The organism is Kitasatospora sp. NPDC089797, from assembly GCF_040684795.1.
In the GTDB taxonomy this organism is placed as follows: domain Bacteria; phylum Actinomycetota; class Actinomycetes; order Streptomycetales; family Streptomycetaceae; genus Kitasatospora.
Map to the genome: position 1 here is coordinate 250770 of NZ_JBFBGS010000003.1, position 24865 is coordinate 275634.

Sequence of the window (24865 nt, forward strand, 5' to 3'; positions counted from 1 at the left end):
GGGGGGGGCGGGGCCGGGCGGGCGGTCGGGGCAGTCGGGGCGGCCGGTGCGGGGCGGGGCCGGGTCAGCGCGGGGTGAGCGGCGGGGGCTGCCAGCGGCCGTCCAGGACGGCCGCCTCGGGGCCGTGGATCCGGAGCACCACGGCGAACGGGCCGTCCGGGGCGGGCAGCCAGTTGGCGGACTGTCCGGCGTCGGCGGGTCGCTCGTGCTGGACGTAGAGGGTGAGGCCGCCGTCCCGGTCGTGGACCAGGCCCGGGGTCTGTCCGCCGACCGAGTAGCGGTCCAGGGCGTTGTCGACCAGCCGGTGGCCGGGGAGCGCGTACGCGGTCGCGGACCAGAAGAAGCGGGCCGGCGGCAGGGCGTCCGGGGCGAACCGGATCAGGTGGTCGCGGTCACCGGCGTCCGGCGGCCGGCGACCCTCGCTGTCCGCGGCCCACCGGCCGTACCAGACCTCCTCGGTGGGCAATCCGTACGGGCCCAGCTCGGCGGCCACGGCCTGCCGGAGGTAGTCCCCGCCCAGTTCCTCGCGGGTGCCGAAGAGGCCTGCGGAGTCCCGGAGTTCGGCGACCGCACGGGTCAGCCGGGCGCGGCCGTCGGCGATGCCGCGGTCGAGCTCGGCGCGGACCTCCAGCGGGAGGACGGCGGGCTCGAACTCGCCGCGGCCGTCGATCCCGAGGTCGGCCAGCCGACCGCGCAACTCGGCTTCGGCGGCCGGGAGTTCACCGGCCTGCGGGAGGAAGCCGAGCAGGAAGTCGAGGAAGGTGAGGAACTCGACGCCGTCCAGGACCTCGTCCCGCCAGACCGGCCAGACCGGCTCGGCAGCGGGGGCGGGCGCCGGGGTGCCGGCGTACTCGTGCAACGGGCGCAGCCGGTACTGCTCCTGGACGGCCTTCAGTGCGGCGATGTCGTCGGGGGCCGTCCCGGTCAGGCGGGTGTGGGCGAGGACGCCGACCAGCCGGGTGGCGGTGCGGATCACGCCGGTGATGCCGGGCGGGGTCTCGCCCTGCCAGTCGGGGCCGGCCACCAGGTAGTCACCGGCCCGTCCGCCGGTGGTCCGGGAACCGATCAAGCCGGCCCGGAGGGTGTCGAGTTCGTGCACGGCGAGGACGTGGTACCGGTCCTCGGCGGGGACCGAGAGCACCCAGGGTTCGGCGCGCAGGTCGAGCCAGGCGCGGGAGGGGAGGGTGTCGTTGTCGGGGGTGACGGCGTCGGCGTCGCCGGGGGCGGCCGGGCGCGTGGTGTGGCGGAAGACGCCGAAGCCGCCGAGGTAGCCGGGGTCCGCGTCGTCCAGGGCCTGGGCGTAGAGGGTGCGGTAGTTCCGCAGGACGGGGTGGGCGCGGATCCAGGCCTCGGCCGCGGTGGTGCGGATGGTGGTCGGATCGACGAGTGCCGGGTTGACCATGCTGTCGCCCTCCCAGGCCGAATCAGGTCAGATCGGTACATCTGGGATGCTAAGTGGGGCAGGGTGGGGAGGCATGTCGGGAGCGCGAGCGGGGGCAGGACGGAGTCCGTCGGGGTGGGGCCGGTCGGGGCGGGCGCTCTGCCCAGCGCGAATCCCGGTGTACCGGCCGGGGCCCCCGGACAAGCTGGGCGGCATGAGGATTCTCCTGCTCGGGGGCTCGTCCTTCCTGGGACGGGCCTACGCCGCCGAGGCGCTCGCCCGCGGCCACCAGGTCACCACCTTCAACCGCGGCCGCAGCGCCCCCGACCTGCCCGGGGTCGAGGCCGTCCGGGGTGACCGCGACCGCGCCGAGAACCTCACCCGCCTCGTCGAGGCCCGCCGCTGGGACGCCGTCGTCGACACCTCCGCCCGGCAGCCCGCCCAGGCCGCGCTCTCCGCCCGGCTGCTGCGCGAACGGGCCGACCACTACACCGTCGTCTCCTCGGTGCACGCCTATGCCGACTGGGCCACCCAGGTGATCACCGAGGACTCCCCGCTCCTCCCCTGCCCCGCCGACACTCCGCCCGACCAGCCCTTCGACCGCGCGCTGAAGGCGGGCTGCGAGCGCGCGGTGCAGCAGGGCTTCGGCGCCGGTCGCACCCTGGTGCTCAGCAGCGGGCTACTCGTCGGACCGTACGAGATCGGCGGTCGGCTGCCCTGGTGGCTGGAGCGGATGGCCCGCGGCGGGCGGGTGCTCGCGCCCGGCGACCCCGGACGGACCATCCAGGTGATCGACGTCCGGGACTTCGCCGCGTTCGGGCTCGACCTGCTGACGGCCGGGACGGCGGGGCGCTTCCTCACCACCGCTCCGCCCGGGCGGCTCACCTTCGGGCAGTGGCTGGAGACCTGCCGGGAGGTCGCGGGAGCGGCTGGGACCGAGTTGGTCCGGGTGGACGACGGCCCGCTCCTGGCCGAGGGGCCGGACCGGGTCGAGCCCTGGCTCGAACTGCCCTTCTGGGCCCCGGACCTGCCGGAGTGGGCGTACATCTGGCAGGTCGACAGCAGCCGCGCCGAGGCGGCCGGACTGCGCTGCCGCCCGTTCGAGGAGACCGCCCGGGACACCTGGGCGTGGCTGCGCGCCCGGGGCCCGGCCGGCGACACCGACGCCGACGGGCGGAAGCCGGTGCCGGGGTCGCCGTTCGTCCAGGGCATCGAACCGGCCAAGGAGCAGCGGCTGTTGGCCGCGCACGGTTGAGGCGTCCCCGGGGCGGGGGGACGGGTCGGATCGGTCCGCCCGCCCCCGGAGTGCGCGTTCGGCGTCCGAGTCGCGCTCAGTGGGTGCGGCGGGTCACCAGCTCGGCGAGCGCCAGCAGTTCGTCGGCGGCGGCCGGCTCCGGTACGGCCACGGCCAGTTGGGCCATCGCCGCGGCCATCCGCTCGCAGGACTCGCCCTGCGCCCAGCCGCGCCCGCCGGCCGCGTCCACGGCCGCCGCGCACTGCGCCAACTCCGCCGCGCTGAGCGGCCGTTCGAGACTGTAGAGCTCGGCGAGCCGGGCCCCCTCGGGCGTGCCCGAGCCGAGCGCCTTGACCACCGGCAGCGACTTCTTCCGGGCGACGAGGTCCGCGCCGACCGGCTTGCCGGTGACCGTAGGGTCCCCCCAGATGCCGATCAGGTCGTCGATCAGCTGGAAGGCCAGGCCGATCTCCCGGCCGAAGCCGTCCATCGCCTGCGCCGCCTCCTCGGAGCCGCCGCCGTACAGCGCACCCATCGCACAGGCGGCGCCGAGCAGGGCGCCGGTCTTGGCCTCGGCCATCGCCAGGCACTCGGTGAGCGAGACGTCGTTGCGCTGCTCGAAGGCGCAGTCGATCTGCTGGCCCTCGCAGAGTTCGACCACGCAGTCGGCGAGCCGGCGGATCGAGCCCCTGGCGGCCGGGTGGGCGTCCTCGGCGACCAGGCGCAGCGCGAGGGAGTGCATCGCGTCGCCGGCCAGGATGGCCTCGGTGGTGCCGAACACCCGCCAGGCGGTGGGACGGTGGCGGCGGGTGTCGTCGCGGTCGATGACGTCGTCGTGGAGCAGGGTGAAGTTGTGGACCAGCTCCACCGCGGCGGCCGCGGCGGCGGCCTTGGCGGGCGTGCCGCCGAGGGCCTGGGTGGCGGCGAGGACCAGGGCCGGGCGGATCGCCTTGCCGGAGGAGGACTCGGAGGGTGTGCCGTCCGCCTCCCACCAGCCGAAGTGATAGCCGGCGACCTTGCGCATCGTGCCGGGCAGCGAGTCGACGGCGGCCCGCAGGACCGGGTCGACCAGCCCACGGGCGCGGGCGAGGATGTCCGCCGCCTCGTGGCCCTCCTTGTGGTCCCGTTCCAGCGTGGAGCTCGTCATCGGTGTTCTCCCCCTGTAGGGCGCTGTCGTGGGCCGGCCGGCCCGGGCGGGCGGTCGGGTGATGCGGGCCGTTCGGGTGGTGCGGGGCGGTCGGGTGGTGCGGGGCGGTCGGGTCAGGCGGGGCCGCAGAGCGGGCCGACGGCCGGGACCGCGGGCGAAGGCTTCATCGAAGACCTCATCGAAGACCTCATCGAAGGCCTCATCGAAGGCTTCATGACGGGTCGACAGTCGGGGCGGCGGCGGTGCGCGCCGCAGCGCGCCGCCCGGCCGGGGAGGAATTCCTCGGCCGGGCGGCGCGGGGTGTGACAGGCCGGCGCGGCGGTCAGCGCTGGGCGATGTCGACGTTCTCCAGCACGCCGACGGCGTCCGGAACGAGGATCGCGGCCGAGTAGTAGGCGCTCACCAGGTAGGAAATGATGGCCTTCTCGTCGATTCCCATGAACCGCACCGAAAGGCCGGGCTGGTATTCATCCGGAATTCCGGTCTGGTGCAGACCGACGACACCCTGCTTGTCCTCGCCGACGCGCATCGCGATGATCGAGCTGGTGTGCCCGCCGATGATCGGGATCTTGTTGCACGGGAAGATCGGCACCCCGCGCCAGGAGCCGATGTGCTTGCCCTCGACCTCGACGGTGCCCGGGTAGAGGCCGCGCTTGCTGCACTCCCGGCCGAAGGCGGCGATGGCCTTGGGGTGTGCCAGGAACATCTTGGTGCTGCGGCGGCGGCTGAGCAGCTCGTCCATGTCGTCCGGGGTGGGCGGACCGGAGTGGGTCTGGATCCGCTGGTCGTACTCCGCGCTCTCCAGCAGGCCGAACTCGGGGTTGTTGATGAGCTCGTGCTCCTGGCGCTCGCGCAGCGCCTCGATGGTCAGCCGGAGCTGGTGCTCGGTCTGGTTCATCGGCTGGTTGTAGAGGTCGGCGACGCGGCTGTGCACCTTGAGGATGGTCTGCGCGACGCTCAGCTCGTACTCGCGCGGCTTGAGCTCGTAGTCCACGAAGGCGCCGGGCAGGTCGTACTCGCCCTGGTGGCCGGCGGAGAGGTCGATCGCGGCCTCGCCGTGCTTGTTCTGCGCCTGCTGGAAGCCGTTCAGGTACTCCATGATCTGCAGTTGCAGCGACTCGGAGCGGTCGTGCAGCTCCTGGAAGGAGGGCCAGTCGAGCGCCATCACCGTGCCGGCCGTGGCGGCCCGGACGGTGTAGGGCCAGCTGCCGGTCTCCTCCTGGAGCGCCTCGTCGCCCAGGTGGTCGCCGTCGGCGAGGGTGCCGACCACCGTCTCCTCGCCGTACTTGCCGGTGCCGAGGCGGTCCAGCTTGCCGTGCGCGATGAGGAAGACCTCGGTGATCGGCGTGCCGGCCGTGACCAGGACGTCCCCCGCGGCGAACCGGCGCTGCACGAAGCGGCCGGCCAGCTCCTGGAGCACGGCCTCGTCCTCGTACCCGCGCAGCACCGGCACCTCGGCCAGCGTCTCCGGGACGACGCGCACCTCGGAACCGGTCTTGACGAAGCTCACCCGGCCGCGGCCGACCTTGTGGCGCAGCCGGCGGTTGACCCGGTAGGTACCGCCGGAGACCTGCACCCAGGGCAGCATCTTGAGCAGCCAGCGCGGGCTGATGCCCTGCATCTGCGGCGCGGACTTGGTGGTGGTGGCGAGGTTCCGCGCGCCCGCCGTGCTCAGGGACTGCTGCTGCCGGATCTCCGGCTGCGCGCCCGGCGCAGGAATACCGGCATTGGTTTCGGTCGACATATGGGGAGCCCTTCGCAAACCCGATGAAGTGTCGCCTTGCACATTCATGTTGCAGCTTCATGGTGGGCCCGTTCGGGGGCGGACCGCAATCACTCATTCGAGTGGTTCGGAATAACCGAACAAATAGTACGACTAGATCACCTGATCGATATTTGTTCGATTATCTATTCGAACCCGGCCGGAATGCCGGGCCCATCCTCCCCCATCGACGGCCCGGCCCGCGCCATCCCTTGACACCTCCCGTACGCGCCGACCCCGGCGTTCGAAGCCCTCGAACGGGCCGCTAGGGTGCCCTGACCCTGCGTCAACTACGGTCCTGGAGGCGCCGCATGACCTCACCCGTACGGGTCTGGCTGAACCGCACCTACGCCGAGAACGTCTTCTTCATCGAGCAACTGCACGCCGCCGAACGGCCGGTGGTGGTCCACGCGACCCACCCCGACCCGGACTCCCCGGTCCTCGCCGCCGCCGACCACGGCGGCCCGGAACCCGCCGACCTGCCCGCCGACGCCTACGTCCGCTACGCCCTCGACCACTGCGCCCGGCACTCCGTCGACGTCTTCCTCCCCCAACTCCACCAGCTCGCCGTCGCGCTGGCCCGACCGGAGTTCGAGGCGATCGGCACCGCCCTGCTCTGCCCGCCCGCCGCCGCGATCGCCACCTTCGCGAGCAAGGCCGACGGCTACACCGCGATCGCCGCCGCCGGACTGCCCACCCCGCCCTGGTGGCGGGTCCGCACCCCGGACGAGCTGCTGGCCGCCGTCGACCGGATCGAGGACACCGGGCACACCGCCTGCCTCAAGCCCACCACCGGCGCGGGCGGTGCGGGCTTCCGCGTCCTCACCCGTAGGCCGTACGACCCGGCCCGGTTGCGGGGCTGGGACCACCGGGTGCAGGTCGGACAGGTGGCGGCGGCGCTGGCCGAACCCGGGCACGACCTCGACCTGCTGGTGATGCCGTACCTGGACGGGCCGGAGGTCTCGGTCGACTGCCTGGCCGACCGGGACGGCCACCCGCTCACCGTGGTCGGGCGCACCAAGGACGGCCGCCGCCGGGGCTTCACCACGGCGGAGTGCCACCTGGAACCGGCGCGGCGGCTGGTCCGGGCGAGCGCGATGGCCTACCTGAGCAACATCCAGTTCCGGCAGTGGGAGGGGCGTCCGGTGGTGATCGACGTCAACACCCGCCCGGCCGCCGGGCTGTACCAGCTCGGGCTGGTGGGGCTCAACCTGGCCTGGGACGCGGTCCGGCAGGCGCTCGGGGAGCGGGTCGGGGCGACCCGGCCGCCGGAGGTGGACGGCATCGAGTACACACTGGTCCCCGGGATCCGGCCGGTGCTGCCGCGCACCGCCGCGGTGTCGGCCCGAGGCGCGGTCTCGGCCTGAGGCCCGACCCTGTCGGGGCCGGCGGGGCTACAGCGGGCCGGTCCAGTCCAGGGTCGGCTCCAACACCCCCTCCAGGGTGAGCAGCCAGCGCTTCACCTCGATCCCGACCCGGCCGCCGCCGAAGCCGCCGATCCCGTCCGCCGCGACCACCCGGTGGCAGGGCACCAGCAGCGCGACCGGGTTGGCGGCCATCATCTGCCCGACCGTCCGGGCGGCCAGGCCCGGTTCGGTGACGTCCTCGAACACCCCGCTGCGGGCGGCCAGTTCGCCGTACGTGACGGTCCGGCCGTAGGGCACCTGCTCCCAGAGCGTCCGCAGCACCGTGCGGTGCGGTCCGGAGCTGAGGCTCCAGTCGATCGGCAGGCCGAGCTCCCGGGTGCGGCCCGCCAGGTAGGCGGCGATCCGCTCGGTGACGGCGGCGGTCTTCGCCGGGTCGGTGCAGGGCGGCACCGCATCGGGCCGCACGCCGTAGCCGGCCGACGCCACGCCCAGCGGCGTCACCCCGATCTGCATCGGACCGCTGGGCAGCGGGGTCGGCACGGTCAGCCAGGACAACGACCGGGACTGCGACACGCTCGGGCCCCCACCCTCCGCCGGTCCGACCGCCGGGTGTCCCGGTGGCCAGGGGGCGGCTGCGCCCCGCGCGCCATCGTACGGCGGGCGGGGCGGGCCACCGGTCGGTCCGGTCAGAGCTGCCGCTTCAGGGCGCGGGCGGTCGACGCGCACCAGTGCACCAGCTCGGAGCGGTCCGCGGCGCGGCCCTCGCACAGGACGGCGAGCTGGGCGTCGGTGAGCCGGTCCGGCCCCGGGATCTCCAACAGGTACGCCAGGTCGGCCAGTACGGTGGCGAGCCGTTCGGTGTCCGCGTGGTCCAGGACGGTCGCGGCCTGGTGGTGGCCGATGGTGAACGAACCGGGCATGGTCGAACCTCCTCCGTCGCCCCCTCCCTCCACGGTACGACCGTCCCGGCCACCCCGCCCGCCGCGGAGGCACGCACGCGTGGGCGGAGCGACCGGCGGTACTCCGGAGCCGGCCGGGAACGGCGCGCGGTGGGCCGCACCGGTGGCCGGGGGTGCGCCCCGGAGCCGTCCAGGGGTGCGTCAGGTGTCCGGGCCCTCCTCCCAGCGACGATTCCGAACGGCCGGTACGGCCAACACTACGGCCCCGGCGGCAACTTGCCAGACCGCCCCGAGCGCCAGCACCGCGCCGGTCCCGAACCGGTCCGCCAGCGGGCCGGCCGCCGCCAGCCCGAGCGGGCCGAGGGCGAAGGAGCCGAACGCCCCGAAGGAGGTCAGCCGGCCCAGCAGGGCCGCGGGCACCCAGTGCTGCGTCGTGCTGCTGTACAGGCTGGTGCAGACCGCCGAACCGGCCCCGGCCACCAGCGCTCCCGCCGTCACCCAGGGCAGCGCCGCCCCCGCCGCGAGCGCGGCGGACGGCAGCACCCAGAGCAGACCGGCCAGGGTGGCCAGCGCGAGCGGGCGGCCCGGGCGTCGGCCGAGCATCAGCAGCCCGCCCAGCACCGCGCCGGCCCCGTACAGGCCCATCACCAGGCCCCAGGCCCGGGCACCGCCCAGGTCCCGCTGCGCGGTGAGCGGGCCGAGCACCAGGAACGGGGCCCAGACCAGCAGGTTGAACAGGCCCATCTGCGCCGTGGTGATCCACAGCCACGGGCGGGCGGTGAACTCCGACCAGCCGGAGCGGAGTTCGCGGACCGTCGAGGCGGGGGCGCCGTCCGCCGCCGGCCGGTCCGGGAGCCGGAGGCCGGCCAGCGCGAGGGCGCCGACCCCGTACGTCAGCGCGTCGACCAGCAGGACCGCGGCCGGCCCCCGGGTCGCCGTGAGCAGGCCGGCCAGCGCGGGCCCGGCCACCGTGGACACCGAACGCGACAGGCCCAGCAGGGTGTTGCCGTCGGCCAGCAGTTCCTTGCGGCCCACCAGCCCGGGCACGATCGCGCCGAAGGCCGGCATGAACAGCCCCTCCCCGACGCCCCAGACCGCCACCAGCGCCACCATCGCCCCTACCGGCGCGTGCCCGGCCGCCAGCAGCGCGGCGAACAGCGCCTGGACGAGGCCGCGCAGGACGTCCGAGCCCAGCATCAGCCGGCGGCTGCCCAGCCGATCGGCGATCACTCCGCCGGCCGGCAGGACCAGCACCACCGGAAGGATCCGGGCGGCCATCACCCAGCCGAGGTCGGTGCCCGTCCCACCGCCGTCCAGCACCGCGAAGGCGACCGCGACGGGCGCCATCGAGGAGCCGAGGAGGGAGGTCGTGTACCCGAGGAAGAAGCGGGTGAATTCGCGCTCGCCCAACACCGCGAGACGGCCACCGAGGCGCCTTCGGCGGACCCGGGACCGTTCGGTTTCCACTGCCATGGACAGTCAGTCTGCGCCCGTCCGGCGAGCCGGTTCAAGGGTTTCCGGGAAAAACCTGAGCTGGTTCGCCTCATGTTTGGTGAATCTGGTTTCTGCCGCAGTAAATTTCCCTGCGCATCGGCTTTCACCTGCTATTTACTGCGCTTCACGGATATCCTGAGGACATCCGGCGATCGGCTGTTTACTGCGGAAAGAGGCGGACGTGACGGAGCTCCCCCCGGTCGAGTACGGCGTCGCCGTCGAGCGCTACCTGGCCGCCTCCGCGCTCGCCGAGGGCTCCCGGCGGATCTACCGGATCGCGCTGGACACCTGGGCCTGGGCGCTCGCCGACCGGTCCGCCCCCACCGGCCCCGAGCGGCGGCGCGCCCGACCGCCCGTGCTGCCGCTCGCCCTGCTCGACCACCCCGACGCCGCTGCACGGCTGCGCACCGCCGTCGCCCGGCGCGGCGCCGACACCGACCCGCGCACCCTCAACCGCGAACTCTCCACCCTGCGGGCCGCCGTGGCCTGGTGGCGCGGCCGGGGCTGGATTGACGGCGACCCGAGCGCCGACCTGCGGCCCGGCCCGCTGCCCGAACCGTCCTCCGCCGCCTCCGCCACCTCCGCCGGGACGGCGCCGTTGACCCCGGAACAGCTGCGCGCCCTGTTCGCCCGCCGGGCACCGCTGCGCGAGCAGACGCTCTGGCACCTGCTGCACGAGTCCGGTGCCGCCATCGAGACCGTCCTGGCCCTGGACACCGACCGGTTGGACCTCCCCGGCCGCCGCACCCGCCCCCGGTCCGACCGCACCACGGTCCGCTGGGGCACCGGCACCGCCCGGCTGCTCCCGCTGCTGATCGCCGGCCGCTCCGGCGGCCCGCTCTTCCTCACCGACCGCCGCGCCCCGGCCGGCACCCCGGCCGCCGACCGCTGCCCGCACACCGGCCGGGCCCGGCTCTCGTACCGCCGGGCGGCCGAACTGTTCGGTGCGCAGGCCCGGTCGCTCGGGGAGGAGTGGACGCTGCGGCAGCTGCGGGCACCCACATCAACCCACCCCTCCCGGAGCTCTTAGCGATCACTGAGCAACGATTCGGCACTCGACGATGTACATATGCCCCTGAGTCGATGGGGAGTTACCACGCGTGGGCAACTGGGCTGGACAATCGGAAGCTCGCCAATGCCCGACGGCCTGGACGACAAGGTCCCGTTCCTCGCCAGTCTCGATGACGACATCCGGGTCGCGCTGATCACACTCGGCACCGAAGTGCGGTATCCGGCTCGCTCGACAGTCATTCGGGAGGGCGAGCACTGCTAGCCGCTGGACCCTGCACCTCGCGAGCAATCCGCGTTCGCGTACTCCTGCGGAGAGATCGTCTGTGGGCTCACCTGCGCGGTCCGGCACGGTGCAGGGATTCTCCTGTCCGCTCTGCACGCCGGGGCGCTGCGCATCAACCATCGGGCAGCACTCGCGACCGGAGTCGGCTCGGCCGCCGCCCTCGTCGGCAGCTGGCTCGCATGATCTGCCCCGACCCCTTGCCTCCGCACGATAAGGTCGTGCGGGGACTGTCCAATCCCCTTGCATGATCGATACCGTGGAGGTTGACGGTGCCCGCAGCAGGATCCGCCCCGGTGCCCAAGCCCGGCCCGCAGCGGCCTGCACTTCAGTGGATCCAGGAGCAACCGTCGCCGTACGCACACGAGCAGGACGCCCTCGACCACATCCGCCGTCTGATGCCGCCTGCAGAGCCGTTCCGGGCCTGGGCCACGTTCTCGTTCACCGCCCGCTCAGGACGGGTCAACGAGTGCGATCTGCTGATCGCCGTCCCGGCGGGCCTGTACCTCGTCGAGGTCAAGAGCCACCCGGGCCGGCTGGAGAACATCGGCTCGACGTGGAACTTCCTCGGTGCGGACCGGATGCGCACGATCGACAATCCGCTCCACCTGACCGACCTGAAGTCCAAGGAGCTCAAGAGCCAGCTCATCTGGGCCGCACGTAAGCTGGGTATCAGCGAACGGGTGGTTCCGCGGGTCGAGCCTGCAGTGTTCCTGTCTGCGCCGGACCTCGATAGCCGACTCGACGACGTCCAGCGCATCAAGGTGTACGGCCGCGACGACGCACCCGGCACCGGTCTCAAGCGCATCTGGCAGGACTTCCTCGGCCTGCCACCGGACCGCCCCGAGCGCCGAATCACGCCGGAGTTCTCCCGGCACTCTCTGCCGCAGCTGCTGAAGGCCATCGGCATCAAGCAGTCCAGCGCCCACCTACGGTTCGGCGACGCCTGGAAGCTGGAGTCCCGGCCGCTGGAGGCAGGGCCGTCCTGGGAGGACCGTCTGGCCAAGCGCGACGACGGCCTGGTGAACGCCGAAGGCCGGGTCCGCATCTACCTGGTCAGCCAGCAGGCGAGCGAGGCGGCCCGAAAGTCCACCCAGCGGGCAGCCCGTCGCGAGTACGAGGTGTTGCAGGGCATCAACCACCGCGGCATCGCAGAGGCCGTGGAGATCCGCGAGCACCAGGGCGGCCCGGCGATCCTCTTCCGCCATCGCCACACCGACCTGCGCCTCGACCAGTACCTCGACGTCCACGGTGGCCGGCTCACCCCCGAGCTGCGTCTGGACCTGGTCCGGCAGCTCGCGGAGGCCATGCGGTACGCCCACAACCGTTCGCTGTACCACCGGGCACTGGCGGCCCGCTCCGTCTACGTGTCGAGCCGCAAGGACGGCTCGCGGCCCGAACTGCGCATCACCGACTGGCAGACGGCGGCCCGGGACTTCGACACCACCGCGACCATGATGCGGTCGATCGGCGGCTCGGCACTCGACGCCGCCCTCATCGAGGACGCCGCGCAGATCTACCTGGCGCCTGAGACGGACCAGCCCTACGCCGATCCGGCCGACCTCGACGTCTTCGGTCTCGGTGCGGTGGCGCACCTGATCCTCACCGGCCGGCCGCCCGCCGCCCAGCGCAGCGGCCTGCTCGAGCGGCTGCGCACGGACTCCGGCCTGCGGCTCTTCGCGGTTGCCGACGGATTCTCCGACGCCATGGACCACCTCGTGTTCCAGGCCACCCGGTCCGACGTCAACGACCGCCTGGGCTCGGTGGACCACTTCATCGATCTGCTGGACAGGGCCGAGCAGGCCGATGCCAAGCCGGAGCCGCTCTCGGTCACCGAGGTCGATCCGCTGGAGGCCCTGCCCGGCCAGGTACTCGACGGCTACTGGCTCGTCGAGCGGGTGCTCGGCACGGGTGCGACCGCCCGCGCGCTGCTAGTCCTCCACGAGGAGGAGGACGAGGACGGCAAGCGCCAGGAGGTTCGACGTGTCTTCAAGGTCGCCCTCGACGAGGACAAGGCCGAACGGCTCCGGGCCGAGGAGCGTGCCCTGCGGATCGTCGGCGGCGGGGCGATCGTCCAGTTGCGCGGCGAAGGCGTACGCGAGCTGGGCCCCCGGACGATCCTGGAGCTGGAGTACGCGGGCAAAGAGTCCCTGGGCGCCCGGCTCCGCGCCGAGGGCAAGCTGAGCTACCACCAACTGGAGCGCTTCAGCGAGGACTTGTTCCGGGCCCTCGACCAACTCGCGGGCAAGGGAATCCGGCATCGGGATCTGAAGCCGGACAATTTCGGCATCAGCAAGCGCGAGGACCGGGCCTTCGAGCTGAAGCTGTTCGACTTCTCCCTCACCGACGCCTCGGACCGGGACGTCAAGGCGGGCACCCGCGGCTACCTTGACCCGTTCCTGGGGTCGGTCCGGCGTGCGCATTACGACGACCACGCCGAACGGTACGCAGCCGCGGTCACGCTGCACGAGATGGCCTCCGGGGAGCGACCCATCTGGGGTTCCGGCAGGGTCGATCCGGTCACCAACGAGGACGCCGAGCTCTACATCGCGGAGGAACTGTTCGAGCAGGCACTCAGCGAGGGGCTGACCGCCTTCTTCCGCCGCGCGCTGCACCGCGACATCGAGGAACGCTTCGACACCCTGCGCCAGATGCAGGACGCGTGGCGCGAGGTGTTCCGCAGCGCCGACTCCGCTCTGCCGCTCAGCACTCCGAAGACCGTCGACACCACCCCGGAGAGCACCGAAGCCGCCCTCGACGCGGCTGCCGCCGCGGCAGACGCGTCCACCCTGCTCGACGCCGCCGGGCTCAGCCTGCGAGCCGTCTCGGTCGCGAACGGCCTGGGCGCGTCCACCGTCGGCCAACTCCTGGAGATCCAGCCGTACGTAATCTCCAAGGCCCGGGGCGCGGGCTCGCTCGTCCGCCGCGAGCTCAACCGGCGCCGCAAGCAGTGGGCCACCGCGCTGCGGTACGAGAGCGTGCCCGCTCCGCGACGGGCTCCGGGCGGCGAAGGCGCAGAGCCGGACCGTCCGGTCGATGCCGTCGGTACCGAGGGTGAAGTCCAGCAGGTCCTGTCGATAGACGAGATGGCTGCCCGGCTCACGCCAGCCTCGGTGCGCAAGAACTCGAACCGCGAAGCCGTGATCCGGCTGACCCTCGGCCTGCCCCCCGAGGAGGGCGGGCTGTCGCCGCTGGGGCTCTGGCCCGTGCAGGCCCGGATCGCGGCCCACCTCGACATCAAGCAGCCGCCCGTCTCCCGCCATCACCGCATCGAGATCAAGGAGTGGGCCCAGGCCCCGTGGCTCGCACCGGTCCGCACGGAGCTGGTCGAGATCGTCGAGGCGGCCGGCCGGGTGATGACGGCCGCGGAGGCCGCCGCCGAGCTGCGGGTTCGCCACGGTGCGGCGGATGACACGCCCGAGCGGACGCAGGCCAAGGCGCTCGCTGTGGTGCGTGCTGCGGCAGAGGCCGAGCTGTGGGCGGGTGAGGGCGAGGAGGTGCACGAGCCGAGGCTCGCAGTGCACCGGCGCGGGGAGACCGTGCTGCTGGCGGCCGAGTCGCTGCCCGGTACGGACGACCCCAGCCCCCGGGAACTCGCCGACTACGCCGCGGCCCTGGGCGAGACGGCGGAGCGCCTGGCCCATCTCGAACCGATGCCCGGACGGGCGTCGATCATCCGGGACCTGCGGTCCGTACCGGCCCCGGAGGGCTTGGCCCCGCTCGCCGACACCCGGCTGGTCACACTGGCCGCCGTCGTCGCGCCGACCGCCCAGGTCTCTCCGCGGCTCGAGCTGTACCCGCGCGACCTGGGCCTGGATCGGGCCCTGCGGATCTCGCAGGCTGCTGCCGGCGTGCGCCGGGAGAAGGGCATCACGGTCGAGGAGCTGATCGCGCGGCTCCGGGCGCGGTTCCCTGACCTCGCCGTCCTGGCCAAGGGCTCCGAGCCGACGTACGTGCAGTTCGAGGAGGCCTTCGCCGAACTCCGGGTACTCCTGAAGTACGAGCCCGCCAAGGCCTGCTTCGAGCCGCCCGCTGCGGAGATCGCCCCGCTCTGGACGTCCACCGGTGCTGGCACCAGTCTGCTCGGAGTGGGCCGGCCCTGGATTCCGGGTCAGGACCTGCTCGCGCCCATCACGACCAAACTGGCGGAAAGCGCGGAGCGGGGCGGCTTCCTCGCTGTCACCGTGAAGGGCACCAACCTCCCGGGGGTCGCAGAGGACGTGGCCGCTGCCTACCTGGTCGACCGGCTCGATCTCGGGCGGGAGTTCGTCGCCACCTTCCACGTACTGGCGTCGGAGACCGGCCAGGACTGGGCGAAGGTCCTGCGGGCGGATGCCGGATCGGCCCCGGGCCAGATCAAGCCGGGCCTGGCCAAGTTCGTGCGAACGGTCTGGCAGCGGGTCGAGGCTGTGCTCACCGAGCGCGCCGCGCCGCCCCGCACGGTGCTCTTCCTGCACAACGCCGGCCTGCTCGCCCGCTACTGGCAGGAGGGCGGCCACGACCTGCTGGTCCGCCTCCAGGCGGCGGCCCGCCGCCCAGCCGAAGGACCGCACGGGCTGTGGCTGCTCTGCCCAGTGGTCACCCGCAGCCAGGCCCCCCACCTGGACGGCCGGACGGTCGAGGTCATCGGCGGGGACGGCGAGCTGGTCCATCTGGACAGCGACGCAGTGACTGCACTCAGCAGGTAGTCATGCGCCCGCTCACTGAAGAAGGTTCCCCCGCGCGGTTTCCAACCTGCTCGTGATCTCCTCGGCAAGCGCGCGGAATTCCTGGTAGCAGGTCTGGACGTACTTCTGTGTGCTTCCCAACGCGCCATCGGCCGCCTTGAGATCGAACATCGGCTTCCGGGCGTCATGAGCGAGCGGCATGAGGCTGCGGTAGTTGCGCATCGTGGCGATCTCGTACGAGCGGTCGTCTGCAGGCCATGTGTCATGGCCCAGCACAGCGGTGCCGTACACCCAGGGAATGCGCGCGAGCCAGCGCTCGTAGGCCCGAACCGGCCTGTCGAGGCGCATCTCCGGCTGCATGATCACGTATCCGAGCGGCTGCATGCTTGCCGTCGGAGAGGGGATCGAGGACGGAATCTGCGGACGCACCACCCCCTGCCACTTGGTGCGCCACTCCCGCAGGGTAGGACCGAGGTTGAGCAACCCCTTGAGCGAGAACAGGTCCGCTGCAAGAGGCATGAGCACGGTGTCTGCCGCGATGAGTGCCGCACGGTTGATGGCACCGAGGTTCGGGCCGACGTCGATCAGGACGATGTCCGCGTCGACCGAGTGGGCCGCCTGCGTGATGATGCGGTAGAACGCGGTGGTCGTGCGAATGGCTGCCGGATCACCGCCGTAGCTGTTGAGCCAGCCCGCCGAGAGCTTGTCCTCGAACTTGCTGAGCTCAAGATTGCCCGGGAGCAGCCACAAGCCCTCGGTGACTGCCACCGGAGTCACGTGTGCGATGTCGCCCGTGCCCTCCATGATCGGTCGAATCGCATCGGCGATGGTGTACTGCCCATCGGTACGGGTGAACAGCATGCGTTGCGCCGGGCGGCTCTCCTGAGCCGCCAGCTCCGAGTCCTCTCCCCACAGCGCCTCCAGCTCCTGCTCGTCGAGGATGGCCGCAGTGAGATTGGACTGCGGGTCCAGGTCGACCGCGAGGATCCGTAGACCCTGGCGTTGCAGCATGTGAGCCAGGTGGTAGGCGAGCGTCGTCTTGCCGACACCGCCCTTGTTGTTGAACAGCGCGACAGAGATCACTGAGCCCTCCTCACCGTGACGAACCACGACGACTGATCGACCAGGAACTCGGCCGGCGGGTTGCCGTTCCGCTCAAGTGCCGCCCGAACGCGACCGATCCCCCGGCCGAACCTGTTGACGTAGCCCAGCGACTTCATGGCCGCCGCGAGAGACGGATTCCGGTAGTCGTTGACCCGGTCGAAGTTGTCGCTGCGGACCTGCCCATACGGCCCCCCAGGGTTGGTCACCTCGATGCGGTCCTCAAACCAGGCGATGCGAACAGGCGCGTACGACGTCTCATAGTTCCGATGCATGATCGCATTCATACAGAGCTCACGCAGGGCTTCGATGGGATAATCAGGTTGCTGCTCCTCCCGGAAACCACTCGCCTCGACGATCCGGGTATGCAGATGACCACGGAGAATCGTTTCCAGTCTGTCCGCGGTGACGACCACGTTGTGGCGCAGCTCCTGCTCATCAACGATCGGCGCGTCGAGGTCCAGCCCCTGATAACGAACGAACTGGACGTATCCTCCGGGGATGAACGCGCTGGGGTCGTAGCCGACGACCAGCAGACCGAGTGCGGTAGCTGTTCCGTCCAAAGTCGCGAAGCGCGACGCCGCAAGGTACTGAACCTCAGGCCGGCCGTTCTCCTCCAGTACGTCGGAGGCCGCCACTGCCGGAAGGTACGTCGATCGGAAAAGGCCCAGATCCAGCTGCTCCAGCCCAGTACCGGCGAGAGGCCGGATGTCGTACGGGCCGTCACCGGCCCGCCTGCGCTCGGAGAGGACGCGCTCGTCGTCCCGCGTCGCCTTGCGCGTGGACGGGCCTGGACGGACCCAAATCACACCGTCGAGGCGGACCGGCGTCGCGGCCGATGCCTCCACGCGGATCCTGATCACTGGCCTGCCCTTGAACGGCGCGACCGTGACGGTCAGTGACGGCCGTTCCAGAATCTTCCCGTCATCGCGCATATCCGTAAGGGCGAGCAGCAACCGATCGCTCATATCGACGTCGTCAGCAGGTTCTCCGTTGTCGTCGACTCCGATCAGAAGGTCGCCACCGCCATGGCCACCAAGATCATTGGCCATGGAGCAGATCGCTTGACGGATCTGCTCGGGCCGTTTGGCCTGGCGCTTGAACTCAAGGCAGGCGGTCTCCCGGGTGCCGAGGAGATCCGCTAGGTCGGTGTTCATGAAGCCATTCTTCACGGTGGGACTGACATGGGTCGATCACGTGTGGAGGTGAGTCACGCAGTGGTGAGCGCGAGCATCCTCAGGACGTCTTGCGGGGGACTCCGCCCTTGCGACCGACGCCGAAGGCAATGCGGTAGACATCCGGCAGGTCGAGGCGGTGGGCGGTGCGGCGGGTCATGACGCCGAGCTCGACCAGTTGGTCGATCAGGCCGAGGTGGTCGCCCGTGTCGAGCGGGCCGCTCCGGTGATCGTCAACACCACCCAGCTCGTTGAGTGTGGCAGTGAGCTGGTGCTCCCGCCAGCAGCGAAGGACGGCCGATTCCTCAATGGGCACCTGCAGGCCGTTGAGGGTCTTCACCGCCTCGGCGGCCCAGGGGATGTCCTCGGTGATCTCGTCCGCGCGGACCTTGGATGCCTCCTGGACGCCCTGGCGGATGCCGTCGTGGTGAAGGGCGAACTCGTGCCTGGCGTAGGTGTCCCGGGTGACCTCGGCGGCCTTGCTGACCGCTTTGAGGAAGCTGCGGGGGCTCACCTCGCGGTTACCGTCCTGGAGGTGGTTCGGCAGCCAGGTGTAGGTGTAGCCCTTCTGCTTCGTCGTCCCCATGTAGGGGCCGGCGATGCCGACGAAGGTCTCCTCCTGCCGATCCTTGTCGGCGATCACCCCGACCGGTGCCACGAACCGGCCGTCGCCCTCGTCCTGCCAGCGCCCGGTCGACGCCCGGAAGCGTGCGGCGGCCTCGCCCTCGACGTTCCCCAGCTGGTGGAAGAGCAGGCCGTACAGGCCCTCGGTGGTCCAGGTGAGGTCGGCCGGGTTGGCGCCGATCTTCGAGGCGTCCGGGAAGTTCTTGGGCGCGCTGTGGTACATGTCCGGGCGAATGAAGATCTTCGCCCGGATGCGGCGGGTGCGCAGGCGCAGCTCCAGGGCCACCTTGAGGAGGGCGGAGACCAGGGTGTCGGCGACCTTGCGGTCGTTGTGGAGGTGGTCGAGCGCGTCGAAGAGGATCAGCAGGGTTCCGTTGCGGTCACCCTCCCTGCGGTCGTGCTCGAAGAGCGCCCGGTCGTACTCCTCCGGGTTCTCCTCGGCCCAACTGACCTTCTCGGCCCACTTCTTGAGATCAAGAATCTCGGGCACGCCGAGCGCCACCATGACGACGGCGCGCCAGATCTCGACGAGGTCGACCTCGTCCTTGACCAGCTTCTGGATGACGCCCGGGCTCGGGTAACGGTCCGGAGCGCTCGCCGTGCCGTAGCCGCTGGTCGCCGTCGCGCTGCGCAGCCTGGGCATCATGTACGCCGCGGCGGCGATCCCGCGCAGCCGCTCGTCGTTGAGCACCTTGAACCAGACGGTCTTGCCGGTGCCGCGCGCCCCACGGACGAGGGTCACGTCCGGGTCCAGGGCGAGGCGGTGGGTGGCCGGGGTGAAGAGCAGCCGGAGGTTCGGCTCGGCGGAGTCCGCGTCGAAGGCATTGCCGGCGGCGGTGATCAGAAGCTGCCGGTACTCCTCCGTGGAGAGGGCGTCCGTCATCGTGACTCCGGGAGGGGATCGGGGATGATGCGTTCCACCTTCTCAAGGAAGAGCTTGTAAGCACTCTTGATCAGGGGGAGGTCTATCCAGTCGCGGTCACGGGCCGGGTCGAGCGACACCAGCTCGTTGCTGAAGAAGATCGGGATGGGGGCGTGCGGCGCGTCGTCGTTCTCGAACGATGGGTTGAACGCCTCGAAGTCGCCCTCCGCCTCGTCGTCGTAGAGGTTCGAGAACACGTCCAGTGCGTTGCCGCGCAGGGTGTTGAGGCGCTCCTCCCAGTCGGTCTGCGGCAGCATCGCCGCCACGACCCTGAGCCGCTCGCGCAGCGCCCGGGCCCGGTCGGGGCGCTGGTTCCACTGGCTGAGCAGCGTCCCGTAGCCGTACCAGGTGGCCGGGTTGTCGACGGCGAAGAGGAGGGCCAGGGAGCAGAGCTGGGTGATGGTGACGGCGGCGATGTCGTGGACGCCGGCGCGGCTGTCGAGCAGCACGATGTCCGGCTTGCGGCTCCGCTTGGTGACCTGCTCCTCACAGGCCGAGATGGCTGCGTCGAGGCGGCGGGCGAAGGAACGCGGCTCGCCGCCGGGGACAGCGGGCGGGAGGTCGCTGTAGATGCGGTTCAGCTTGGCGAGGAAGTCGTAGTCCTCGCGCGGGCGGCCGCCCGCGGCGGCCAGCCAGACCTCGCCGTTGCCGGAGAGGGGGAGGACGGAGCTGCGGCAGACCAGTTCGAGGTCGTCGGCGTTGCCGACGGCGTCCTCGATGAGGTGGTCGACGACGCCGTGCTCGGGGAGCTGCTCCGGGTCTTCGAGCAGCGCGGAGACGCCCGGGGATTCGAGGTCGAGGTCGACGACGAGCACGCAGCGGCCGGTGTCCGCGAGGCGGCGGGCGAGGACGGTGGTGGCGGTGGAGCGGCCGACACCGCCCTTGAAGCCGTAGAGGGCCACGCGGCGCTGGACGGCGGTGGTGTCGGTGGCGGGGCGGAGCCAGTCGGCGCCGACGACGGTGCGTTCGAGGAGGGCGACGCGGCCGGTGCTGTCCTCGGGGCGGGCCTCGCGGTGGACGGAGAGGTCCGGGGAGTCCAGCAGCAGCTCGGGGGCGAACATGTCGCCGGCGAGTTGGACGGGGTCCAGGCCGGTGAAGGGGTGGGTGTCGCGGGCGAAGTCCGCGCGGAGGGAGGCGAGGAAGTCAGACTGCTCGGCCGATGCCGCGTTGCGGTCGTCGACGATCAGACTCGCCCGGCCGATGAGGTCGCGTACCAGGACCACGTCGCAGCCGGCGTCTGCGGCGCGCTCGGCGTGGGCGAGGGCCGCCGTCCAGGCTTCATCGAAGCGCGCGGGCGGGTTCATATGCGTCCGTTCCTTGCATCGTCGTACAGAACACACAGGGCCTGTGCCATCTGGATGTGCACCGCCAGATCGGCCGCCTGTATCGCCGAGCCGTCCTCGTAGCGGTGGTCGACCTTCCAGCCTGCGAAGGGGTTGTGGGCGATCAGCGGCAGGAGCGCCGCACCTACCCGGCCCTGGGCGAGCTGGGCAAGCTGCGGCCACAGCTTGTCCACATGACCGTGGTTGCCGGTCTTCGGGTGCATGGGGGCCTTGTTGCCGTTGTCCTGGGAGCCGAGGAAGTCGATCAGGATCGCCTTCAGCGCGCACTCTGCGGAGATCCCCGCAAGGTGGTCCGCCGGACCCGGCTCCTTCTGCTCCAGCAACGCGGCGGCGCGGTAGTGCCCGACGCCCGCACGCCAGAAGCGGTGCGGCGGTGGCGCTGTGGTGGCGGGTGTGGTCACGCGATCACTCTAGCGGTGGGGGTGGGGGCGCTGGGAGCGCTTTGTGGGGGCCAGACCTGGGCTGGGCCCGTTATTAGGTGCGGCGGACCTGGCAGGATGGTAGGTCAGGTTCGCTGGGTGTGGTGGCGGGCGGTGTGGCGTGGTGAGAGGGATGCGAGGAGCGATGGTCGCGGGCCAGGACGAGCGGACAGGCTTGGACAAGGACGGGCTGCTGCGGGACCTTCGCAAGCAGGTCGTGCTGCTGGAGGACGACCTGCGGGAGCGCAGTCACTCCGAGGACGAGTTCCGGACGCGGCTGGAGCGCGAGTACCAGAAGGCCCGCGCAGCCAATCGGACGGCAGCCACGTATGAGACGTGGCGAGATGAACGGGTCACGCAGTCTGCAGTGGCATGGGTGCTGGGCTCCGTTTTCGTGCGCTTCTGCGAGGACAACGGACTCATCGACGAACCGTTTCTCGCCGGGCCTGGGAATCGACTGACGGATGCAGAAGAACGGCACGAGGCGTTCTTCCGCGAGTACCCCCACTTCAACAACCGCGACTGGCTAATCGCGTCGTTCAAGCATCTGGCCGAGTCGAACACGACCGCAGCAGACCTGTTCGACGAGCGGCACAACCCGCTGTGGGAGCTGACCCCAAGCTATGAGGCTGCGACCGAGCTGCTGCGGTTCTGGCGCCGATGGGGCTCGAACGGGCAGATCCAGTACGACTTCACTGATCCCGAGTGGGACACCCGATTCCTCGGCGACCTCTACCAGGACCTGAGCGACCACGCACGGAAGACGTATGCGCTGCTCCAGACCCCGGAGTTCGTCGAGGAGTTCATCCTCGACCTGACTCTTGAGCCTGCGATCGAGGAGTTCGGCCTCAACCCAGTATGGGAGTTCCCGGAGAGCACGGAGAGGCGGGGGCTTCGGACCATCGACCCCACTTGCGGGTCTGGGCACTTCCTGCTGGGCATCTTCCACCGACTCGTAGAAAAGTGGCGTCAGGCCGAGCCCGGTGTGGATGACTGGGTAATTGTGCGACGGGCCCTGGAGTCAGTGCACGGCTGCGATAAGAATCCTTTCGCGGCCAATATCGCGCGATTCCGGCTACTGGTAGCCACAATGCGAGCCGCTGGCACGATTCGGCTTAAGGATGCGCCAGCATTTCCGATCAATGTGGCTATTGGAGATTCTCTACTGCACGGTCGAGGTGCAGCTGGCATCCAGACCGACCTTGGCACGCTCTTCGCGACGATGGATTCGGAACAGGGAGACAGCTTCACATATTCCACCGAGGATGTCGCCGCACTTTCCGAGCAAGTAGACATGCTCGGCAGAGGGTCGTATCACGTGGTAGTGGGAAACCCTCCATACATTACAGCCAAAGACAAGCAGGAGAACGAAAACTACCGATCCTCATACAGTGCAGCATCCGGAAAATACGCGCTGTCAGTTCCATTTGCACAGCGATTCTTCGACTTGGCCATTCGCGGAACCGGAGGAACCCGGGGGGGCGGAGGTTTCACCGGCCAAATCACTTCCAACTCTTTTATGAAGCGAGAGTTTGGCAGGAGGCTGATTGACGAAATCTTCCGCAGCCAAGTCGAACTTACGCATGTCATTGACACCTCTGGCGCGTACATCCCAGGCCACGGAACGCCAACAGTTGTGCTTGCTGGCCGCAATCGCCTCCCTAATCCAAACCGGACGATTCGTGCCGTACTCGGCATCCGAGGCGAGCCATCCCAGCCGGAAAACCCAGCAGAAGGGCTCGTCTGGCAGGCAGTCACCAAGCAGCTTGAAGATCCGGGAAGCATCTCAGAATGGATCTCCGTCGAGGATGCCCCAGCATCAAAATTCTCGACGCATCCTTGGTCAGTAAGCGGGGGCGGATCAGGGGAAGTATTTTCTTCAATTGAGATGTCATCCTCCCGTCGCCTTGAAAGTCAAGCGCACCGAATTGGCGTATTCGGCATCCCCGGCGCAGATGATGCCATGATCGCCCATAGGCGCACATTTAAATCCAGGGCGATCGAAGAATCGTTCCTCGCCCCCTTGACCGTCGGGGACGAAGTGCGCGATTGGAGTACATCCCCCGAAAGCTACGCACTATTCCCCTACGATTCCACCCACGAGCTGCTGCCACTTCCTGTCGATTCTCACTTCTACAGGTGGATTTGGCCCTTCCGCACCGAGCTCGGCAATAGGGCGACCTTTTCGAAGCGAACTTACTTCGAAGAGGGTCGCCCGTGGCACGCATGGCATCAACTGCCGAAAGACGGGGGCGCTGGCAGTCAAGCTATCGTCTTTTCATTTGTTGCGACCCATAATCATTTCACACTAGATCGAGGCGGAAATGTCTTCAAACAGTCGGCTCCGGTAATTAAGCTACCGGACACAACGAGCGAGGACGCCTACGTTGAAATCTTGGGAGTTCTAAACTCGTCGACGGCCTGCTTCTGGTTGAAGCAAGTGTGCCATGACAAGGGAAATCGCGGAGAGGGCGGTGGAATCACTAGTGCCGGCTGGGAACGGTTCTATGAGTTCACGGGGACAAAGCTGCAAGAGTTCCCGCTCCCTGATCAGCTGCCATTGAAGATCAGCCGTATGCTCGACACTCTTACGCAGAAAGTCACTCAGGTCGAGCCGTCTGCTGTGTGTGCGGCAATGGTCCCTTCTCGCAACACATTGGATCAGGCGCAGGACGAACACACGCACAGCCGCCATCGGCTGATCGCGCTACAGGAGGAGCTGGACTGGGAGGTCTACGGTCTCTACGGGCTGCTGACGGGGAAGGAGTCCGCCCGGCTCGTCGTGCAGTCACCCGGTCCGGAGGCCATTCCCGAAGTGAAGCTCGGGGAGCGGGCGTTCGAGATTGTGCTGGCGCGGAAGGTGGCAGCGGGCGAAGCCGAAACAGCATGGTTCGAGCGGCATGGGTCGACGCCGATCACAGAGATTCCCGCCCACTGGCCGGAGTGGTACCGCGAGATCGTCCAGGCGCGTATCGACACCATCGAGAGCCGCCGGGACCTTGCGCTCATCGAGCGGCCCGAGTGCAAGCGGCGCTGGTCTTCCGAGCCGTGGGAGAAGAAGGAGCGGGCTGCGCTGCGTACGTGGCTGCTGGACTGCTGCGAGAACGATGCCCTCTGGTTCGACATGCGTGACGGCATGAAGCAGCCTCGCCAGCTCACCGTCAGCCAGCTCGCGGACGAACTACGCGGCAACGCCGATGTGGTGTCCGTCGCCCAGCTCTACGCAGCCGACCACCTCAAGAAGCCGGACCTCCCGCTCGCGCAGGTACTGGCCGAGGTGATCGCCGACGAGCACGTGCCGTACCTCGCCGCCATGCGCTACAAGGACTCCGGTCTGCGCAAGCGCGAGCAGTGGGAGTACGTGTGGGACGAGCAGCGCAAGGAGGACCGTACGGGCGAGCGGCTGGACATCCCCGTGCCGCCGAAGTACACGTCCGCTGACTTCCTCAAGGCGTCCTACTGGTCGCAGCGAGGCAAGCTCGACGTCCCCAAGGAGCGGTTCATCTCCTACCTGGAGGCGAGCCCCGATGCCGACCCCAGCGTCCTGCTCGGGTGGGCCGGTTGGGATCACAAGGACCAGGCTCAGGCGCTGATCGACCTGATTGAGGACCGCGCCGAGCAGTCAGCCTGGGGCACCGACCGGATTCTGCCGCTGCTCGCCGGCCTGTCCGAGATCATGCCCTGGGTCAGACAGTGGCACGGCGAGTACGACGCGGAATGGGGCAGCATCCCGGCTTCCGACTGTGAGGCGTACCTCTCGGAGCAGATGGCCAAGCACCGAGTTACTGCTGAGGAGTTGAAGGCGTGGCGGCCTGAGCGGAAGACCCGCGGGCGGAAGCCGGCCGCCAAGAAGCCCGTGGCCGAGCAGCCTGCGCTGGACGAGGAGTGAGAAAGCGGTGGTCCCGGCCAGCAAGCCGGGACCACCGCTTCAACGCGCTTGAGGAATGCTCCTATAGACGTCAAGCGGCTGGAGCAAGGTCGGTTCGCGTGGTGTGTTCGGCTGGTGCGCCGGTGAGCGCGCGGTAGACCTCGCGTGCGA

Annotated in this window: 17 protein-coding genes; 6 read left to right on the top strand and 11 right to left on the bottom strand. The window is 70.0% G+C overall.

Annotated elements, in window-relative coordinates; genetic code table 11:
• Positions 1–64: 64 nt before the first annotated feature.
• Entirely contained in the window at positions 65–1402 is a 1338-nt protein-coding gene (locus tag AB0O91_RS04450) for a DUF1254 domain-containing protein (protein WP_363427711.1), read from the bottom strand.
• 193 nt (positions 1403–1595) lie between these two features.
• Here AB0O91_RS04450 and AB0O91_RS04455 point away from each other — a divergent pair, with 193 nt between their 5' ends.
• Positions 1596–2636, top strand: a complete 1041-nt coding sequence (locus tag AB0O91_RS04455) for an NAD-dependent epimerase/dehydratase family protein (RefSeq protein ID WP_363427713.1) — start codon at positions 1596–1598, stop codon at positions 2634–2636.
• Between the two features lie 76 nt (positions 2637–2712).
• On the opposite strand, the gene AB0O91_RS04460 is transcribed toward AB0O91_RS04455, so the two are convergent.
• Both AB0O91_RS04460 and AB0O91_RS04465 read right to left on the bottom strand, forming a co-directional pair.
• Positions 2713–3762 (bottom strand): family 2 encapsulin nanocompartment cargo protein polyprenyl transferase, encoded by a 1050-nt coding sequence (locus tag AB0O91_RS04460; protein ID WP_363427715.1) that lies wholly within the window; start codon positions 3760–3762, stop codon positions 2713–2715.
• A 322-nt stretch (positions 3763–4084) separates the two neighbouring features.
• Positions 4085–5506: a family 2B encapsulin nanocompartment shell protein gene (locus tag AB0O91_RS04465; protein ID WP_363427717.1), complete on the bottom strand. Its 1422-nt coding sequence runs from the start codon at positions 5504–5506 to the stop codon at positions 4085–4087.
• A gap of 329 nt (positions 5507–5835) precedes the next feature.
• Between AB0O91_RS04465 and AB0O91_RS04470 the strand changes: the two genes are divergently transcribed.
• Complete coding sequence (locus AB0O91_RS04470) at positions 5836–6891, top strand: ATP-grasp domain-containing protein (protein WP_363427719.1); 1056 nt, start codon at positions 5836–5838, stop codon at positions 6889–6891.
• Positions 6892–6918: 27 nt separating this feature from the next.
• Here the strand turns inward: AB0O91_RS04470 and AB0O91_RS04475 are convergent, their stop codons facing one another.
• The 3 genes from AB0O91_RS04475 to AB0O91_RS04485 all read right to left on the bottom strand — a co-directional run bounded on the left by AB0O91_RS04475 (position 6919) and on the right by AB0O91_RS04485 (position 9263).
• The gene (locus tag AB0O91_RS04475) at positions 6919–7464 is read right to left on the bottom strand and encodes a methylated-DNA--[protein]-cysteine S-methyltransferase (RefSeq protein WP_363427721.1); all 546 of its coding nucleotides are present in this window, start codon (positions 7462–7464) and stop codon (positions 6919–6921) included.
• Positions 7465–7577: 113 nt separating this feature from the next.
• Entirely contained in the window at positions 7578–7811 is a 234-nt protein-coding gene (locus tag AB0O91_RS04480) for a hypothetical protein (RefSeq protein WP_363427723.1), read from the bottom strand.
• Positions 7812–7991: 180 nt separating this feature from the next.
• On the bottom strand, positions 7992–9263 hold the full coding sequence (locus AB0O91_RS04485) for an MFS transporter (protein WP_363427725.1): 1272 nt from the start codon (positions 9261–9263) through the stop codon (positions 7992–7994).
• 202 nt (positions 9264–9465) lie between these two features.
• Here AB0O91_RS04485 and AB0O91_RS04490 point away from each other — a divergent pair, with 202 nt between their 5' ends.
• From AB0O91_RS04490 to pglW, 3 genes are all read left to right on the top strand, one after another.
• Entirely contained in the window at positions 9466–10314 is an 849-nt protein-coding gene (locus AB0O91_RS04490; RefSeq protein WP_363427727.1) for a hypothetical protein, read from the top strand.
• Between the two features lie 105 nt (positions 10315–10419).
• Positions 10420–10557, top strand: a complete 138-nt coding sequence (locus AB0O91_RS04495) for a hypothetical protein (RefSeq protein WP_363427729.1) — start codon at positions 10420–10422, stop codon at positions 10555–10557.
• Positions 10558–10847: 290 nt separating this feature from the next.
• Positions 10848–15263 (top strand): BREX system serine/threonine kinase PglW, encoded by a 4416-nt coding sequence (pglW, locus tag AB0O91_RS04500; protein ID WP_363427731.1) that lies wholly within the window; start codon positions 10848–10850, stop codon positions 15261–15263.
• A 12-nt stretch (positions 15264–15275) separates the two neighbouring features.
• On the opposite strand, the gene AB0O91_RS04505 is transcribed toward pglW, so the two are convergent.
• The 5 genes from AB0O91_RS04505 to AB0O91_RS04525 all read right to left on the bottom strand — a co-directional run bounded on the left by AB0O91_RS04505 (position 15276) and on the right by AB0O91_RS04525 (position 20808).
• On the bottom strand, positions 15276–16325 hold the full coding sequence (locus tag AB0O91_RS04505) for an AAA family ATPase (RefSeq protein ID WP_363427733.1): 1050 nt from the start codon (positions 16323–16325) through the stop codon (positions 15276–15278).
• Complete coding sequence (locus AB0O91_RS04510; protein WP_363427735.1) at positions 16322–17500, bottom strand: ATP-binding protein; 1179 nt, start codon at positions 17498–17500, stop codon at positions 16322–16324. The genes AB0O91_RS04505 and AB0O91_RS04510 overlap by 4 nt, the downstream gene beginning before the upstream one ends.
• Positions 17501–17579: 79 nt before the next feature.
• A complete protein-coding gene (locus AB0O91_RS04515) occupies positions 17580–19025 on the bottom strand; it encodes a hypothetical protein (protein WP_363427737.1) in 1446 nt (481 codons plus the stop codon).
• Positions 19022–20368: a P-loop NTPase gene (locus AB0O91_RS04520; RefSeq protein WP_363427739.1), complete on the bottom strand. Its 1347-nt coding sequence runs from the start codon at positions 20366–20368 to the stop codon at positions 19022–19024. Before AB0O91_RS04520 ends, AB0O91_RS04515 begins: the two co-directional genes overlap by 4 nt.
• Positions 20365–20808: a hypothetical protein gene (locus AB0O91_RS04525; protein ID WP_363427741.1), complete on the bottom strand. Its 444-nt coding sequence runs from the start codon at positions 20806–20808 to the stop codon at positions 20365–20367. Before AB0O91_RS04525 ends, AB0O91_RS04520 begins: the two co-directional genes overlap by 4 nt.
• 163 nt (positions 20809–20971) lie before the next feature.
• On the opposite strand from AB0O91_RS04525, the gene pglX reads away from it, so the two are divergent.
• Complete coding sequence (gene pglX, locus AB0O91_RS04530) at positions 20972–24715, top strand: BREX-2 system adenine-specific DNA-methyltransferase PglX (protein WP_363427743.1); 3744 nt, start codon at positions 20972–20974, stop codon at positions 24713–24715.
• Positions 24716–24865: the final 150 nt, after the last annotated feature.

Excerpts from the sequence above, each read along its gene's own strand:
- AB0O91_RS04450 (WP_363427711.1), bottom strand. The coding sequence starts at position 1,402 with ATGGTCAACCCGGCACTCGTCGATCCGACCACCATCCGCACCACCGCG.
- AB0O91_RS04455 (WP_363427713.1), top strand. The coding sequence starts at position 1,596 with ATGAGGATTCTCCTGCTCGGGGGCTCGTCCTTCCTGGGACGGGCCTAC.
- AB0O91_RS04460 (WP_363427715.1), bottom strand. The coding sequence starts at position 3,762 with ATGACGAGCTCCACGCTGGAACGGGACCACAAGGAGGGCCACGAGGCG.
- AB0O91_RS04465 (WP_363427717.1), bottom strand. The coding sequence starts at position 5,506 with ATGTCGACCGAAACCAATGCCGGTATTCCTGCGCCGGGCGCGCAGCCG.
- AB0O91_RS04470 (WP_363427719.1), top strand. The coding sequence starts at position 5,836 with ATGACCTCACCCGTACGGGTCTGGCTGAACCGCACCTACGCCGAGAAC.
- AB0O91_RS04480 (WP_363427723.1), bottom strand. The coding sequence starts at position 7,811 with ATGCCCGGTTCGTTCACCATCGGCCACCACCAGGCCGCGACCGTCCTG.
- AB0O91_RS04485 (WP_363427725.1), bottom strand. The coding sequence starts at position 9,263 with ATGGCAGTGGAAACCGAACGGTCCCGGGTCCGCCGAAGGCGCCTCGGT.
- AB0O91_RS04495 (WP_363427729.1), top strand. The coding sequence starts at position 10,420 with ATGCCCGACGGCCTGGACGACAAGGTCCCGTTCCTCGCCAGTCTCGAT.
- AB0O91_RS04510 (WP_363427735.1), bottom strand. The coding sequence starts at position 17,500 with ATGAACACCGACCTAGCGGATCTCCTCGGCACCCGGGAGACCGCCTGC.
- AB0O91_RS04515 (WP_363427737.1), bottom strand. The coding sequence starts at position 19,025 with ATGACGGACGCCCTCTCCACGGAGGAGTACCGGCAGCTTCTGATCACC.
- AB0O91_RS04520 (WP_363427739.1), bottom strand. The coding sequence starts at position 20,368 with ATGAACCCGCCCGCGCGCTTCGATGAAGCCTGGACGGCGGCCCTCGCC.
- pglX (WP_363427743.1), top strand. The coding sequence starts at position 20,972 with ATGGTCGCGGGCCAGGACGAGCGGACAGGCTTGGACAAGGACGGGCTG.